The organism is Bacillus sp. cl95 (genome assembly GCF_900115925.1).
Taxonomy (GTDB): Bacteria; Bacillota; Bacilli; order Bacillales; family Cytobacillaceae; genus Neobacillus_A.
The window spans coordinates 558,900-574,428 of the sequence record NZ_FOYF01000001.1 but is presented as its reverse complement, the minus strand read 5'-3'; the positions used below and the strand labels follow the sequence as shown (position 1 = coordinate 574,428).

Annotated in this window: 17 protein-coding genes; 10 read left to right on the top strand and 7 right to left on the bottom strand. The window is 37.5% G+C overall.

The window, feature by feature from the left end:
• Positions 1 to 84 precede the first annotated feature (84 nt).
• Both rnjA and BMZ31_RS02880 read right to left on the bottom strand, forming a co-directional pair.
• A complete protein-coding gene (rnjA, locus tag BMZ31_RS02885; RefSeq protein ID WP_090830217.1) occupies positions 85 to 1,752 on the bottom strand; it encodes a ribonuclease J1 in 1,668 nt (555 codons plus the stop codon).
• Between the two features lie 6 nt (positions 1,753 to 1,758).
• Positions 1,759 to 1,968: a DNA-dependent RNA polymerase subunit epsilon gene (locus BMZ31_RS02880; RefSeq protein WP_090830216.1), complete on the bottom strand. Its 210-nt coding sequence runs from the start codon at positions 1,966 to 1,968 to the stop codon at positions 1,759 to 1,761.
• Between the two features lie 495 nt (positions 1,969 to 2,463).
• On the opposite strand from BMZ31_RS02880, the gene BMZ31_RS02875 reads away from it, so the two are divergent.
• Together BMZ31_RS02875 and BMZ31_RS02870 are read left to right on the top strand one after the other, a co-directional pair.
• The gene (locus BMZ31_RS02875) at positions 2,464 to 3,354 is read left to right on the top strand and encodes a DMT family transporter (protein ID WP_090830215.1); all 891 of its coding nucleotides are present in this window, start codon (positions 2,464 to 2,466) and stop codon (positions 3,352 to 3,354) included.
• Positions 3,355 to 3,380: 26 nt separating this feature from the next.
• Entirely contained in the window at positions 3,381 to 4,151 is a 771-nt protein-coding gene (locus BMZ31_RS02870; protein ID WP_090830214.1) for a Cof-type HAD-IIB family hydrolase, read from the top strand.
• A gap of 223 nt (positions 4,152 to 4,374) precedes the next feature.
• Here BMZ31_RS02870 and def read toward each other — a convergent pair whose 3' ends face one another.
• Entirely contained in the window at positions 4,375 to 4,929 is a 555-nt protein-coding gene (def, locus tag BMZ31_RS02865) for a peptide deformylase (RefSeq protein ID WP_090830213.1), read from the bottom strand.
• A 247-nt stretch (positions 4,930 to 5,176) separates the two neighbouring features.
• Between def and BMZ31_RS02860 the strand changes: the two genes are divergently transcribed.
• From BMZ31_RS02860 to lpdA, 5 genes are all read left to right on the top strand, one after another.
• Positions 5,177 to 5,836, top strand: coding sequence for a YkyA family protein (locus BMZ31_RS02860; RefSeq protein WP_254778554.1), 660 nt, complete (start codon positions 5,177 to 5,179; stop codon positions 5,834 to 5,836).
• Positions 5,837 to 6,351: 515 nt separating this feature from the next.
• Positions 6,352 to 7,470: a pyruvate dehydrogenase (acetyl-transferring) E1 component subunit alpha gene (gene pdhA, locus BMZ31_RS02855; protein ID WP_090830212.1), complete on the top strand. Its 1,119-nt coding sequence runs from the start codon at positions 6,352 to 6,354 to the stop codon at positions 7,468 to 7,470.
• A gap of 3 nt (positions 7,471 to 7,473) precedes the next feature.
• On the top strand, positions 7,474 to 8,451 hold the full coding sequence (locus BMZ31_RS02850; protein ID WP_090830211.1) for an alpha-ketoacid dehydrogenase subunit beta: 978 nt from the start codon (positions 7,474 to 7,476) through the stop codon (positions 8,449 to 8,451).
• A gap of 156 nt (positions 8,452 to 8,607) precedes the next feature.
• Complete coding sequence (locus BMZ31_RS02845) at positions 8,608 to 9,975, top strand: dihydrolipoamide acetyltransferase family protein (protein ID WP_090830210.1); 1,368 nt, start codon at positions 8,608 to 8,610, stop codon at positions 9,973 to 9,975.
• Positions 9,976 to 9,978: 3 nt separating this feature from the next.
• Positions 9,979 to 11,388 carry a dihydrolipoyl dehydrogenase gene (lpdA, locus tag BMZ31_RS02840; protein WP_090830209.1) on the top strand — a complete coding sequence of 470 codons (1,410 nt, stop codon included), beginning with the start codon at positions 9,979 to 9,981 and terminating at the stop codon, positions 11,386 to 11,388.
• A gap of 63 nt (positions 11,389 to 11,451) precedes the next feature.
• On the opposite strand, the gene BMZ31_RS02835 is transcribed toward lpdA, so the two are convergent.
• Positions 11,452 to 11,853: a hypothetical protein gene (locus BMZ31_RS02835; RefSeq protein ID WP_090830208.1), complete on the bottom strand. Its 402-nt coding sequence runs from the start codon at positions 11,851 to 11,853 to the stop codon at positions 11,452 to 11,454.
• Between the two features lie 215 nt (positions 11,854 to 12,068).
• Here BMZ31_RS02835 and BMZ31_RS02830 point away from each other — a divergent pair, with 215 nt between their 5' ends.
• Positions 12,069 to 12,311 carry a hypothetical protein gene (locus BMZ31_RS02830; protein ID WP_090830207.1) on the top strand — a complete coding sequence of 81 codons (243 nt, stop codon included), beginning with the start codon at positions 12,069 to 12,071 and terminating at the stop codon, positions 12,309 to 12,311.
• A gap of 19 nt (positions 12,312 to 12,330) precedes the next feature.
• Here BMZ31_RS02830 and BMZ31_RS02825 read toward each other — a convergent pair whose 3' ends face one another.
• Positions 12,331 to 12,666, bottom strand: a complete 336-nt coding sequence (locus BMZ31_RS02825) for a hypothetical protein (RefSeq protein ID WP_090830206.1) — start codon at positions 12,664 to 12,666, stop codon at positions 12,331 to 12,333.
• A gap of 59 nt (positions 12,667 to 12,725) precedes the next feature.
• Positions 12,726 to 13,160, bottom strand: a complete 435-nt coding sequence (locus BMZ31_RS02820; RefSeq protein WP_090830205.1) for a DUF1885 family protein — start codon at positions 13,158 to 13,160, stop codon at positions 12,726 to 12,728.
• Between the two features lie 159 nt (positions 13,161 to 13,319).
• On the opposite strand from BMZ31_RS02820, the gene BMZ31_RS02815 reads away from it, so the two are divergent.
• Together BMZ31_RS02815 and BMZ31_RS02810 are read left to right on the top strand one after the other, a co-directional pair.
• Entirely contained in the window at positions 13,320 to 13,619 is a 300-nt protein-coding gene (locus BMZ31_RS02815; RefSeq protein WP_090830204.1) for a DUF3055 domain-containing protein, read from the top strand.
• 246 nt (positions 13,620 to 13,865) lie between these two features.
• A complete protein-coding gene (locus BMZ31_RS02810; protein WP_090830203.1) occupies positions 13,866 to 13,991 on the top strand; it encodes a GapA-binding peptide SR1P in 126 nt (41 codons plus the stop codon).
• A 54-nt stretch (positions 13,992 to 14,045) separates the two neighbouring features.
• Here BMZ31_RS02810 and BMZ31_RS02805 read toward each other — a convergent pair whose 3' ends face one another.
• On the bottom strand, positions 14,046 to 15,518 hold the full coding sequence (locus BMZ31_RS02805; protein WP_090830668.1) for an aminotransferase class I/II-fold pyridoxal phosphate-dependent enzyme: 1,473 nt from the start codon (positions 15,516 to 15,518) through the stop codon (positions 14,046 to 14,048).
• Between the last annotated feature and the right edge of the window lie 11 nt (positions 15,519 to 15,529).

The following is a 15,529-nucleotide window of genomic DNA, read 5'->3' as shown; positions in this document are numbered from 1 at the left end:
CTTTTTTACAAAAAGATCTTTTTTCAAAACAAAAGCTCCAGATCCTATTGGGATACTGGAGCTTTTGAAATTATTCTTTTCTAATTAAACTTCCATGATAATAGGAAGAATCATTGGACGACGCTTAGTTTTTTCGTAAAGGAAAGGGGACAATGTATCAGTGATCTCGTTCTTGATTTCAGACCATTGTGTTGTACGGCGTTCCATTACTTTATTCAAATGTTTTGTAATGAGGCTTTGGGCGTCATTGATCAAATCGCCTGACTCTCTCATGTAGACGAAGCCTCTTGAGATGATATCTGGACCTGCAGAAATCTTGAAGTCTTTCATGTTGATGCTGACGACAACTACAACTAGTCCTTCTTCTGATAAGATTCTGCGATCACGTAGGACGATATTTCCGATATCGCCGATACCGCTTCCATCGATATAAACATTTCCAGAAGGGATTTTTCCAGCAACTTGTCCAGTATCATCAGATAGGGCAAGGACCTCACCATTATCCATAATGAAACAATTTTCTTCCGGAACACCACAGTCAACGGCAAGTTTTGCGTGCATTCTTTGCATGCGGTATTCACCATGAATTGGCATAAAGAATTTAGGCTTTATTAGACGAAGCATTAATTTTTGTTCTTCCTGCCCGCCGTGTCCTGAAGTATGGATATCACTTAATGAACCATGAATAACTTCAGCACCTGCTTTGAAAAGCATGTTGATTGTACGGCTTACACTGATTGTATTACCAGGAATAGGTGAGGAAGAGAATACTACCGTGTCACCAGGAATAATCTGAATTTGACGGTGAGTTCCGTTAGCAATACGTGAAAGTGCTGCCATCGGCTCTCCCTGGCTTCCTGTACAAAGGATGGTTACCTTGTTAGCTGGTAAACGATTAATTTGTTGTGCTTCAATAAATGTCTCTTTAGGTGCAGTAATATAGCCTAGCTCTAGTCCAATATTAATGGCTGCTTCCATGCTTCGGCCAAATACAGCAACTTTTCTACCATGCATTACAGCAGCTTCGACAACTTGTTGAAGTCTGTGGATGTTCGATGCAAAAGTAGCGAAGATGATACGACCATCTACTTTTCTAAAAACATCTTGAATGCTTTCGCCAACACGACGCTCTGACATTGTGAAATTAGGGACTTCACTATTCGTGCTGTCAGATAACAAGCATAATACGCCTTCTTTACCGATCTCAGCCATTTTTGTTAAGTTTGCCGGCTCACCAACAGGAGTGAAGTCAAACTTGAAATCTCCTGTGTGGACAACTTGACCTGGAGGAGTTTTCACGACGATTCCGTAAGAATCTGGAATACTGTGAGTAGTTCTGAAGAAAGTGACAGATGTTTTTCTAAACTTAATGATATCGTCTTCTTTTATCTCAATCAGTTTTGTAGATCTTAATAATCCGTGTTCTTCAAGTTTATTCTTAATCAATCCAAGCGCTAATTTGCCGCCATAAATTGGAATGTTCACTTGTTTAAGTAAGTATGGAATACCACCAATATGGTCTTCATGACCATGTGTAACAAATAAACCTTTAATTTTATCTTCATTTTTAACCAAATACGTATAGTCAGGAATAACGTAGTCAATTCCTAATAGTTCGTCTTCAGGAAACTTAATTCCAGCGTCAATCAGAATGATTTCGTCTTGAAATTGAACGGCGTACGTATTTTTTCCAATCTCGCCGAGACCGCCCAGTGCAAAAACAGCTGTTTGGTCATTTTTAACAAATTTCATAAATTATCAAATCTCCAATACTTTAAAGTCTTCATTAGTTTGTTCATACTCAAGAAAATTTCCTGTTACCGAAGTTACAAATTCAATATTATAGTTGCGATCAGCAAGTTTGTTTCTAACATCCTTTTCTGATTCCGCTTCCACGTATACAGTTTTTGTGTTTTCACGTACAGGTACTTGTAATTTGCTTTCTTGGAAATAAACTTTAAAAATCATCATTATTCGCTCCTTACTCCACATTTAACTTTTTCTATTATATAAAAGTTTAACATCTTTTTCATGTATTTTCTTTTCGCGGGAATTTCCGGGAAGAATTATTTAATTGAAAAATACGTAAAAGAAGGACTGATAAACAATTTACAATAAGGAAGGAGCCCTCCGCAAGTTTGAAGGGCCCGAAATATCATGCAATCGTTTTTTTTCGTAACAGATCGTTCCACTGTTTTAAGAGCTTTTCTTTAAGCTTCTTCAACATAGTGGATCATCTCCTTACTTCTTATTTTATACCATCCTTGTCCAATGTAAAGCTGAGATGAAAGATAAGTGAAACATTTACCTTGTAAACGGTTCTTTTTACTTATATTATATGACGAAAAAACACTTATTTTCATGGATAATGATGGGAATTATGTGTCATTTGCTGAATTGACAATTGACGATGGGAGGTTTAGTGTTTTATTTGCTAGGAAGTGGTAGGGAAAGGGGAATATTATGGGGAGATTGTATACGGCATTAATTGGCTTGAGTCTTATTTGGGGAACTTCCTTTCTATTTATTAAGTTACTTTTGGAGGATATGGGTCCAGCAGCTGTTGTTTTTGGTCGAAGTATTTTTGGAGCAATATTGCTTGGAGCAATCATCATTGTTCAAAAGAAACGCTTGAATCTGAAGAGCGTACCATGGAAAAGCATCATTTTTGTGGCACTGCTTAATAATGTCATACCTTGGTCACTCATTTCTCTAAGTGAAACCATGATATCTTCGAGTCTGGCATCGATTATAAATGCAACAACTCCTATTTGGACCATACTCATTGGCTTTTTCTTTTTCTCTTCCATTTTAGAGTTGAAACAATGGGCTGGTATTTTTATTGGCTTTATTGGGATATTCATCTTATCAGATATACACTTTGATGATCTCATTAATGGAAGTACCCTTGGTGTCTTCCTTATGTCATCGGCTACATTTTGCTACGGTTTCGCCGCTCAGTTGACGAAAAAACACTTAAAGTCATTGAGTGTAATGGAAATATCTTTTCTTACATTGGCCTTATCGAGCTTAATGAGCTTGGGCATAGTCTTAGGACGTGAACCTGAGTCTTTAACATTGTTTGCAAATGCTTCAATCTTATTAAGATTTTTAGGATTAGGTGCATTCGGATCGGGTATTGCTTATCTTTTATACTATTATCTTGTTCAAAAGGGAAGTCCTGAGTTCGCATCTCTTGTGACATACTTAGTTCCAGTCTCTGCCGTCATTTGGGGAGCAGCCCTCCTTGAAGAATCTATACATTTATACATGCTCATTGGGTTATCTATTATATTTATAGGTGTATATGTTGCCTCATACAAAACAAAATCTGTGAAAAAAGTTGCAGCTTAGATTACATAGCATAAGGGGAGTTTTTTATGTCCAAAATTGTTTTTTTTGATATTGATGGAACATTGTTAGATCACGAAAAGAATCTGCCATCAAGTGCAAAGGAAGCTATATTAGAATTAAAGAAAAATGGTGTTTATGTGGCTATTGCTACCGGAAGAGCACCATTCATGTTTGAAAGCCTTCGCAAGGAACTCGAAATAGAATCTTTCGTTAGCTTCAATGGACAATATGTAGTATTTGAAAATGAGGTCCTTTACGAAAATCCATTGATGGAAAAGGATTTAGAAAAACTTCTAGAGCATGCTGACAAGAATGAGCATCCTCTTATTTTTATGAACGAGAAGACGATGAAGTCATCTGTTAAACATCATGAACATATAGAGAGTAGCTTGGGGAGTTTGAATTTCACTCATCCAGATGAAGATAAATTTTATTATAAGGATAGAAAAATCTATCAAACCCTACTTTTCTGTGGAGAAGGGGCAGAAAAGGAATACTCCGATACATATCCTGATTTTCACTTAATCCGCTGGCATCCGGTATCTGTAGATATTTTGCCCGCAGGGGGATCGAAGGCAGAAGGTATAAAGAAAATGGTTGAGAGATTAGGGTTTGACATGAGTAATGTTTATGCTTTTGGTGATGGTTTAAACGATCTGGAAATGCTAAAAACGGTCGGAACCGGTGTTGCAATGGGGAACGGTGTAGCTGAGGCAATAGCTATAGCAAATATGGTCACGAATGATGTAGCCGAAGATGGAATTTGGCACGGGCTGAAAAAACTTGGGCTTATCTAAAAGCTGTTTTCGCATTGATTGTTGCTTTTCGGATATTACTTTCATCTCGCATTCTTTTTGGCTTCGGGGCTCTTTTCGAGAAGGTTCTGAACTAAGAATTCATAATAAGTCGTAAAAATCAAGAAGCCGATTTTTACTTTTGCTTGTGAAAACAACAAAGTTTATGAAAAGAGCCTATCTAAAAAAATCCTGCCTTCCGTTCTCGGAATGGCAGGATTTTCTTTTATCTTTCGATGGCTATTGCATTTTCTATCGGTCTAAATGGATCTTCCTTATTAATATGGTCATAAAACATGACACCATTCAAGTGGTCAATCTCATGTTGGAACACAATTGCAGGAAGACCTTTTAAGCGAAGTTGAATGTCGTTTCCATCTAAATCCTTTGCCTTAACGGTTATACGGGCGTATCGTGGAACAAAGCCAGGAATAGATTCATCGACTGAAAGGCATCCTTCACCTGAAGTTAGATAGGACCTTTCAACAGAATGACTGATAATTTTTGGGTTGAACAATGCATAGCTATATAATGTGTTTTTTTCATCATATACATGTACAGCCATCATTTTCTTTGAAACATTTATTTGTGGCGCTGCCAGACCGATCCCAGCTCGCAGTCCGTATTGTGCAGCGATTTCTGGATTTTGACTGTTCTTTACATAATCCAATAGATCAGTTAGTACTTTCTTATCTTCTTCTGATGGCGGCATAGGTACTTCTGCAGCTACTTCACGAAGAGTGGGATGGCCGTCTCGGATGATATCTTCCATCGTTAACATCTTCTTTCACTCCTGTTCTCTACTTTTTACAAATGTATGCAAATAGTCTATCAGACAATTCCTTAAAAGTTAACACGCTTGTTTTTAAATAATCGTAAGTTTAATCCCTTTGGAATATTTAGATCTCTTTTGCATACTAATGTAGACAAGCTATTGTATTGAGATTTTCGTATACCTTTAACGTTATTGTCAAAATAAACGTTAATCGATATAGTTAAAACGTTATCACTCAAGGGAGGCAAAAGTCTTGCATAAATCAATGAAACGTATCATCTCTATTGCAATTGTTCTTATTATTATTTTGTCAGGATGCTTGATGCAGAAACAGACGGCAGAAGAGATTTATGAAGTGCTAGAAAAAGTAGTGGTCAAAGAAAAAATCTTTGAAGAGCAACAAACTCCACTGATGTCACTAGAAAAACAAGAAAAGGTACTATACGATAAGATCATCACACTGGGAATGAAGGAACAAAAACAAATTAATAAACTTTCAGACGAGGCCCTTAAATTACTTGATGAAAGAGAAGAACTAATGAATAAGGAGCAAAAAAGTATTATTGCTTCAAAAAAAGAATTCAAGAAGATAAAGGCTCTCATTAAGGAATTAGAGGATCCAAAGGTGAAAAAAGAAGCAGATATGCTTTTCGATATCATGCAGAAAAGATATGAGGCACATGATGCCTTATACGAAGATTATATGAAATCACTTAGTTATGATCGTGAACTTTATCAGATGTTCAAGGTTAAAGATCTTTCTATAGATAGGCTAGAAGACCAAGTGAATAAATTGAACGCATCTTATAATGAAATCTTTGCATCTAATGAAGAATTTAATGAACTGACTAAAAAATACAATGAACAAAAGACGGTATTTTACAAAGTCGCAGGATTCAAAATAGAAAAATAAAGCATATTAAAAAATCGATCATTTAGATCGATTTTTTTTAATATATAACAACTTCATGAATTTTTAGTTGTTTGTAGTACAGTGTGTCATATTTTATTAATACAGTATAAAAATTCTTGGGTTCTGATTAACAAGTTACTTAACTTATTAAATTATAAAACATAGTGATTGACGTAAGTATTAGCAATGGGGTAAACTCATCTTTGTGGAAGAAAGTTGTATTAATACTTATTGTGTTTTTGACTAATACAGAATACTTCGAGGATAAAAAGGTAAATTCAACGTTTTTGTTCTCGTTTATGTGGAAAACTATATGAGGCGTGTCCACTTATCAGAAAAACGACATTTAATGTAATCTCATATCACAACTTTTGAAAGTTGTATGCGCTAGAAAGAAATTTCTGGAATAAGTATTCCCGTAATTTTTCTAAAATGTTTTCAATTTGGGTATTCTAAGTTAGTATACTTAGCTCTTTTAAATTATTGTCTTTTCAAAGAAAGGAAAGGTGACTTAAATGGCTTCTAATACAAAGAAGGCACAAAAATTCGATGCGAAAAAATCGCTCGAAACAGTAGAAGAACAGTTTCAAATGTTCCAAATCCTAAATGAAGAAGGGGAAGTCGTAAATGAGGCTGCAATGCCAGAATTAAGCGATGCTCAACTTCAAGAACTAATGGAGCGTATGGTTTATACTCGTATTCTTGACCAACGTTCAATTTCTTTAAACCGTCAAGGTCGCTTAGGTTTCTATGCTCCAACTGCTGGACAAGAAGCTTCACAGCTTGCATCTCAATTTGCTCTGGAGAAAGAAGACTTCATTCTCCCTGGCTATCGTGATGTTCCACAAATGATTTGGCACGGTCTACCTTTATATCAAGCATTCTTGTTCTCACGTGGTCACTTCCAAGGAAATCAGATTCCTGAGGGTGTTAATGTAATTTCTCCACAAATCATCATCGGTGCTCAATACATCCAAGCTGCTGGTGTGGCTTTAGGTATGAAGAAGCGCGGTGCAAAATCTGTGGCGATTACTTACACTGGTGATGGCGGGGCATCTCAAGGTGATTTCTACGAAGGTATTAACTTCGCAGGTGCATTTAAAGCTCCAGCAATCTTCATCGTTCAAAACAACCGTTTTGCGATTTCAACTCCTGTTGAAAAGCAGTCAGCTGCAAAAACTGTAGCTCAAAAAGCTGTTGCTGCAGGTATCCCTGGAATTCAAGTCGATGGAATGGATCCATTGGCTGTATATGTAGCTGTTCGTGATGCTCGTGAGCGTGCTGTTAATGGCGAAGGTCCTACTTTGATTGAAACAATGACTTACCGTTACGGTCCACATACAATGGCAGGGGACGACCCAACTCGTTACCGTACAAGTGACCTAGATAATGAGTGGGAAAAGAAAGATCCACTTGTAAGATTCCGTAAATTCTTAGAAACAAAAGGAATTTGGAACGAAGAGAAAGAAAACGCAGTAATCGAGAAGGCAAAAGAAGACATTAAGGACGCTATCAAGAAAGCAGATGATGCTCCTAAGCAAAAAGTAACTGACTTAATTTCCATTATGTACGAAGAAATGCCTTATAACTTAAAAGAACAATATGAAATCTACAAAGAAAAGGAGTCGAAGTAAGCCATGGCTCAAATGACTATGATCCAAGCTATTACTGATGCGTTACGCACAGAACTGCGCAACGATCCGAATGTTCTACTTTTCGGAGAAGACGTTGGCGTAAACGGAGGAGTATTCCGTGCAACGGAAGGACTTCAACAAGAATTTGGCGAGGACCGCGTATTTGATACGCCACTTGCTGAATCTGGTATCGGCGGTTTGGCTGTCGGCCTTGGCTTACAAGGATTCCGCCCAGTTCCTGAGATTCAATTCTTCGGATTCGTGTTCGAAGTAATGGATTCTATCTCTGGTCAATTAGCTCGTATGCGTTACCGTTCTGGTGGTCGTTATACTGCTCCAGTTACAATCCGTTCTCCATTTGGTGGAGGCGTTCATACACCTGAAATGCATGCTGATAGCTTAGAAGGCTTAATGGCTCAATCTCCTGGTGTTAAAGTAGTCATTCCTTCAACTCCATACGATGCAAAGGGATTATTGATTTCTGCTATTCGTGACAATGACCCAGTCATTTTCCTTGAGCATATGAAATTATATCGTTCATTCAGACAAGAAGTACCTGAAGAAGAGTACACAATTCCGCTTGGTGTTGCAGATGTTAAGCGTGAAGGTACAGACCTTTCTATCATCACTTACGGTGCAATGGTTCAAGAATCATTAAAAGCGGCTGAAGAGCTAGAAAAAGAAGGGCACTCTGTAGAAGTAGTTGACCTTCGTACTGTAAGTCCACTTGATATCGATACAATTATTGCTTCTGTTGAAAAAACAGGACGTGCGATTGTTGTTCAAGAGGCACAAAAACAAGCTGGTATCGCAGCAAACGTAGTAGCTGAAATTAATGACCGTGCCATTTTAAGTCTTGAAGCACCTGTATTGCGTGTTGCAGCACCAGATACTGTATTCGCGTTTTCTCAAGCAGAAACAGTTTGGCTTCCAAACTATAAGGATGTTATTGAAACGGCTAAAAAAGTTTTATCATTTTAATTAATAGCTCTATTATTGCTCATTGTTGAATTGACACTTTGTTGACTGGGACGAAATCAACAGGCAAGTTTAACAGAGCCTTAAGAATATGATGGGGAAGATTTAGATCTTCCCGAGTTTTTTATACGAGATTGTACAATAGGAGGATGAATCGAATTGTCATTTCAATTTAAAATGCCTGACATCGGTGAAGGTATTCACGAAGGCGAAATCGTCAAGTGGTTTGTAAAAGCAGGCGATAAAGTCCAAGAAGATGATGTATTGTGTGAAGTTCAAAACGATAAAGCAGTTGTAGAAATCCCTTCTCCAGTAGCTGGAACGGTTCTAGATGTATTAATCGAAGAAGGTACTATTGCAACAGTTGGTCAAACTTTAATTTCATTTGATGCTCCTGGATATGAGAATCTTAAATTCAAAGGTGATCATGAGGATGAAGCTCCAAAACAAGAGGAGAAGACTGAAGCACAAGTTCAATCTACTCTTGAAGCTGGACAAGACATCAAGAAAGAGGCTGTTGCTTCTGAAACACCTGCAACTTCAACAGGCGCTGGGGCTCAACCTCAAGTAGAAGTAGACCCTAATCGTCGTGTAATTGCCATGCCGTCTGTACGTAAATATGCTCGTGAAAAAGGCATTGATATTCGTCAAGTAGCAGGTTCAGGTACAAATGGCCGTGTTGTGAAAACTGATATCGATGCATTCTTAACTGGTGGGGCAACGGCACCTGCAACATCTACGACAGCAGCAACTGAAACTGTAGGAGCTCCTAAAGCAGCTGAAACAAAAGCAGCACCTACAGCAGCGGCAGTTCCACAAGGACAATATCCAGAAACTCGCGAAAAAATGAGCGGTATCCGCAAAGCAATCGCGAAAGCTATGGTTAACTCTAAGCATACAGCACCACATGTAACTTTGATGGATGAAATCGATGTAACTAAACTAGTTGCACATCGTAAGAACTTCAAAGAAGTTGCTGCTAAGAAAGGAATCAAGCTTACATTCCTTCCTTATGTGGTAAAAGCATTAACAAGTGCACTTCGCGAATATCCGGCTTTAAATACATCGCTTGACGATGCTGCTGGAGAAATCGTTCATAAGCATTACTATAATATTGGTATTGCTGCTGATACAGAGAAAGGTCTTTTAGTTCCAGTTGTAAAGGATGCTGACCGCAAATCTGTATTTAGTATTTCAAATGAAATCAATGAGCTTGCCGTCAAGGCTCGTGACGGAAAATTAGCTCCAGATGAAATGAAAGGTGCTTCTTGCACGATTTCTAACATCGGTTCTGCAGGTGGACAATGGTTTACACCAGTTATTAACCACCCTGAAGTAGCTATACTTGGTATTGGCCGTATTGCTGAAAAGCCAATTGTAAGAGATGGTGAAATTGTTGCAGCACCTGTACTTGCATTATCATTAAGCTTTGATCACCGTATGATTGATGGAGCTACTGCGCAAAATGCACTTAATCACATCAAACGCTTGTTGAACGATCCAGAACTATTGTTAATGGAGGCGTAATAAATGGTAGTTGGAGATTTCCCAATTGAAACAGATACTATAGTCATTGGTGCCGGACCTGGCGGATATGTTGCAGCGATTAGAGCTTCACAGTTAGGTCAAAAGGTAACGATTGTTGAAAAAGGAACTCTTGGTGGAGTTTGCCTAAATGTAGGTTGTATCCCGTCTAAAGCACTTATTGCTGCTGGACACCGCTTTGAGACTGCTAAGCATTCAGAAGCTATGGGTATCACAGCTGACAATGTAAAAGTTGACTTCTCAAAGGTCCAAGAATGGAAAATGAGCGTAGTTAACAAGTTGACTGGCGGTGTTGAAGGTCTACTAAAAGGAAATAAGGTAGATATCGTTCGCGGAGAAGCTTATTTTGTAGATGCTAACACATTAAGAGTAATGGACGAAAACTCTGCTCAAACTTATACTTTTAAGAATGCGATTATCGCTACAGGCTCTCGTCCGATTGAATTACCAGCATTCAAGTACACAAAGCGAGTTCTAGATTCAACAGGTGCGTTAGCACTTCAAGAAGTTCCACAAAGCATCGTTGTTATTGGTGGCGGTTATATTGGAACCGAACTTGGTGGAGCATACGCAAGCTTTGGTACAAAGGTTACAATTCTTGAAGGCGGGGACGAAATCCTTAACGGTTTTGAAAAACAAATGTCTTCTCTTGTTAGTCGTAATCTAAAGAAAAAAGGCGCTGAAATCATCACTAAGGCACTTGCTAAAGGTGTTGAGGAAAATGAAAATAGCGTTGTTGTAAATTATGAAGTAAAAGGCGAAGCTAAAAGTGTCGAAGCTGATTACGTATTCGTAATGGTTGGACGTAAACCAAATACTGATGAGCTTGGGTTAGAGCAAGTTGGTGTGAAAATGTCTGATCGTGGTGTTATTGAGATCGACAAACAATGCCGTACAAGTGTAAGTAACATCTACGCTATCGGTGATATTGTCGAAGGACCGCCATTGGCTCACAAAGCTTCTTATGAAGGTAAAATCGCTGCTGAAGCTATTTCAGGTCACCCAGCAGAAATTGATTACTTAGCTATTCCTGCAGTAGTATTCTCTGATCCAGAACTTGCTTCAGTAGGTTACACTGAGCAACAAGCTAAAGAAGAAGGAATCGAAGTTACAACTGCTAAGTTCCCATTTGCTGCAAACGGTCGTGCTTTAGCATTAAATAACACTGATGGGTTCCTAAAATTAGTAACTCGTAAAGAAGATGGACTTGTAATCGGAGGACAAATTGCAGGTGCAAGCGCTTCTGATATGATTGCAGAATTAGGTCTTGCTATTGAAGCAGGTATGACTGCTGAAGACTTAGCTATGACAATCCATGCACATCCTACATTAGGCGAAATCACAATGGAAGCAGCGGAAGTTGCAATTGGTAGTCCAATTCACATTATAAAATAAGCTCACAAAAAACCTTTTCCGTAAATGGAAAAGGTTTTTTATTTGTATGGATTATTCAGGATTTCATTCGAGATTTTCCGCGTATTCATCACCTTGAACTAAAATATTTGAAACAGACTGAACGATTTGATCTTTTGAACTTTGGCCCTTTATATGTACCACTACTTTGTTTTGCTCAATGATGATTAGGGCGGGAGAATGGTCGATACCAAAAGCTTCATAATAATCCTCTTCTTGGTCACTAGTAATCACTTTTAACCTCGACATTTCTTCTGGATATTGGTTCTTCAGCTCTATAATTGCATCATAATATTCATTTTCCTTTTCATAGTGTGATTCATCAGAAAAGAAAAGAAGTAGTTGGGAGTCATTATCGTCTAAAATATTATTTCTTTGTACTTGATGTGTGCATGAGGAGTTAAGAAAGACTACAGAGAGAATAAAAAAAGAAGTCAATACTTTCATCGTGTTGCCTCGCTTTTTTGATTTTAGATTCTATTAAGCATAAGAAACACCAACGTATTTAAGTCTTACATATCTTATCATGTTAAATTCCAAAAAATTGGCTTGTCATATAAATGATATACAAATGAAAAATATCTCTTACACCATGTACATATAGATAAATAAGCAGTTTTTTCTATTGGAAAAGGAAGTTTACTATTGGACGGTGATGGAGATTGAAAATTTATATGGTTGTACTTCTTCAGCTAATCATATGGAGTGCCTATACATTGATCGAATGGCTTTCGAAGCATGATCATCCTATTTACAACGTAATGATGTTTCTGGTTTTTACGTATATTGCGTGTTTCATTGGGCATACCATAACGAAATCTGTTCGAACGACCATGTTTGTGACCCTATTTAGCCTGATCGTTTATGGAAGTTTTCATATCTCTATGTATATGTTTACAAACTAAAACAAAAAAGACGGCCATCCTATTTAGGACGGTCGTCTTTTGTAAAGAATCGGATGATAATAGTATAAAATGAAAAGAAAAGCGCAAAGAAAGTAGACAAAGATAACAAAAACATAAATGGCTTCACATCAGTATCTTTTTTGATTGGAGAAGAAAAGTTTATTTCTAATGGGTATGATTGTTCGTTAGAGGGTAAATCCACTTTTTGATTTAAAAAGGGAAAAGGACCTCCGAAATTGACGTTTTGTTCAAGAGTGTCTGGTTTTTTCTCAAAGTAACTCGAAAAGTAATATGGTGAGAGGAGTGTGATTACCAGACTAATTATAAGAGTATAGAAAAAGCGTTTTTTTATCATGAATGGACCTCCGACAACAAAATGAAAGAACAGCTTCTCGTGCTGTTCCAGGATAGATATTATTTTCTAGGATAGAAATACATGATTCTTCCATTAAATAAATGTAATTCGCCTTGTAATTTTTTTGCGAGATATTTACAAAATTCATTTGCCTTTCCTTTGTCCCCAAAAGTGGATTGCTCAGGCAGTGTAATTTGTACATATGACTGTTCCAGGGATTCACCACTCTCATCGATAATCATTTCTTTGTCTACACCAATGAGGATAGCGAAATATCGGTCATGGTTGGAATGAAGATAAAACCAATTTCCTTTACCTTCTTCAGTTTCTTTTATTTCATATGGGAATGCAGCGTTATCAAATTTCCAATCCAACTGTTCCCCAGTTTTAGCTGTTATGTCTTTATAATAGTGAAATAGCTCTTTGAGTTCTTCCACTGAGATATCTTGTTTGCCAGATGAAGGCACTAATTTTATGTATGCGTTTTCTGCCACCGACGTTTCCCCCTATTACACCCAGTTTCTGTTCTTATTTATTCTAGCATTGAATAAAATATAATGACAACCGTAATCAAAATGAAATACTCACTTTTCTTGCACTGTAATACTCGAGTGAATTATAATAATATTCAAACAATTCAAAGGAGGAGAACTATGGATCTATTTGAAAAATTATATGACGAACATGAAAATGTAAAAGTCCGTTTTATTGGATTTACTACAGAACATACTCGATATGATTTTGGGATTGTTTATACAAATATGTTTTTTGGTAAACCACTCGTCGTATGTATGCAGACCGGCCGTTCCACACTCCTTGATAATAAAGACATTGAAGATATTGATCATCTACAGAGTGTCTTTCGTATACAAACGAAGGAACAAGCTGCAGATCTTGTTGAATTTTTTATGGAAATATTGCCTAATATGCCATTTGAGACACAATATGACTAAGATGGAAACTTAAATGCCTTGCACTCCTCCTTGCTTATCTATGTCTAAATGATAGCAAGAAGGACTTGTGCTTGGCATTTTTTTTATAATAACATTCATAATAGGTTATACATATTGAGGGTAAAATTTAATTAGTATATACAATTTGGGCTTGAAAAAACAAATGTGTTATATTATTATATATTTATAGAGATTAAAGCGCTTTCAAATTTTTGATCATTACTAATTGAAAAGGGGATTGAAAAGATGGGTACAATTGTATGCCAAGCTTGTAACTCTACTATTGATCATTTTGAAGATGAGAAAGTCACGGTTTTATATTCAAAAGGACAATGTTGTCACGAAGAACATTCAGAAGAAGAGATTAACTAATTATGTAAATATACAAATATGAAACAGGACTCCCTTTAGGGAATCCTGTTTTTTTTAGCGAATTGCTTTATATTCTTTGATTACTCTTAGTGTTTTAATTTCATCATCTTCAGGACCTTGGACAGGAAGCCCTACTTCTAAATTTTTCTTGATATAAGATAAATTTTCTTTCGTAATGATTTCGCCAGGAATGAAGATAGGGATGCCCGGAGGATAAACCATTATGAACTCTGCGATGATTCTTCCTTCGGATTCTTCAAATGGAACGACTTCCGTTTCTGCGTAGAAAGCATCTCTAGGCGTCAGAGCGAGCAATGGGATATCAGGTAACATTACCTGAGGGGGGTCAACTTTTTCAGTACGATGGTCCACTTCGTCTGCTAGGTCCATAAGAGCAGCTACTAAAAGGTCGCCTTCTCTTTCTGTATCACCAGGTGTGATGATGCAGAGGATGTTATACAAGTCTGACATTTCCACCTCGATGTTATGCTTTTCCCTTAGCCATTTTTCTACATAGAATCCGTTTAATCCTAATTCTTTTACAGAAATGATTAATTTTGTAGGATCAAAGTCAAAAGTCGCCTTCGTCCCTAAGATTTCTTCTCCAACACAAGAGATATGATCGATTTCGTTGATCCTTCTACGGATCGATTGAGCCAATTTAATCGTTTTATCGACTAATTCACGACCTTCTGTGGCAAGTCTCTTACGTGCTACATCTAGTGAAGCTAAGAGTAGATAAGAAGTTGAAGTTGTTGTTAGCATACTTAATATCGTTTGAACTCGATTGGCAGAAACTAAGCCTTCTTTCATATTTAGAATGGAACTTTGAGTCATTGATCCACCAAGTTTATGAACGCTTGTAGCCGCCAAATCTGCACCAGCTTGCATAGCTGAAAGAGGTAGATCCTCATGGAAATGGATGTGAACGCCGTGAGCCTCATCAACTAAAACCGGTACATTGTAGGAATGAGCAATTTCAACGATTTTCTTCAAATCAGCCGAAATGCCAAAGTAAGTAGGATTAATGACAAGAACACCTTTTGCATCTGGGTGCTGCTCAAGAGCTTTAGATACAGCATCTGTTGTTATGCCATGAGAAATTCCAAGATCTTCATCAATATCAGGATGAATGAAAACCGGGACGGCTCCAGAAAAAACAATTGCTGACATTACCGATTTATGAACATTTCTCGGAACAATGATCTTATCTCCAGGTCCGCATACCGCCATAACCATTGTCATAATCGCACCACTTGTACCTTGAACGGAGAAAAATGTATGATCTGCACCGAAAGCTTCGGCGGCCAAATCTTGCGCCTGTTTAATAATCCCCTTTGGACTGTGTAGGTCATCCAAAGGCCCAATGTTAATTAAGTCTATGGAAAGGGCGTTATCGCCGATAAATTCTCTGAATTCTGGATCAATACCGCTGCCTTTTTTATGGCCAGGGATATGAAATTGTACTGGATTTTTTTCTGCATGTGCTAATAGACCGCTAAATAACGGTGTTTCATATTGAGACAATTTTTTTCCAC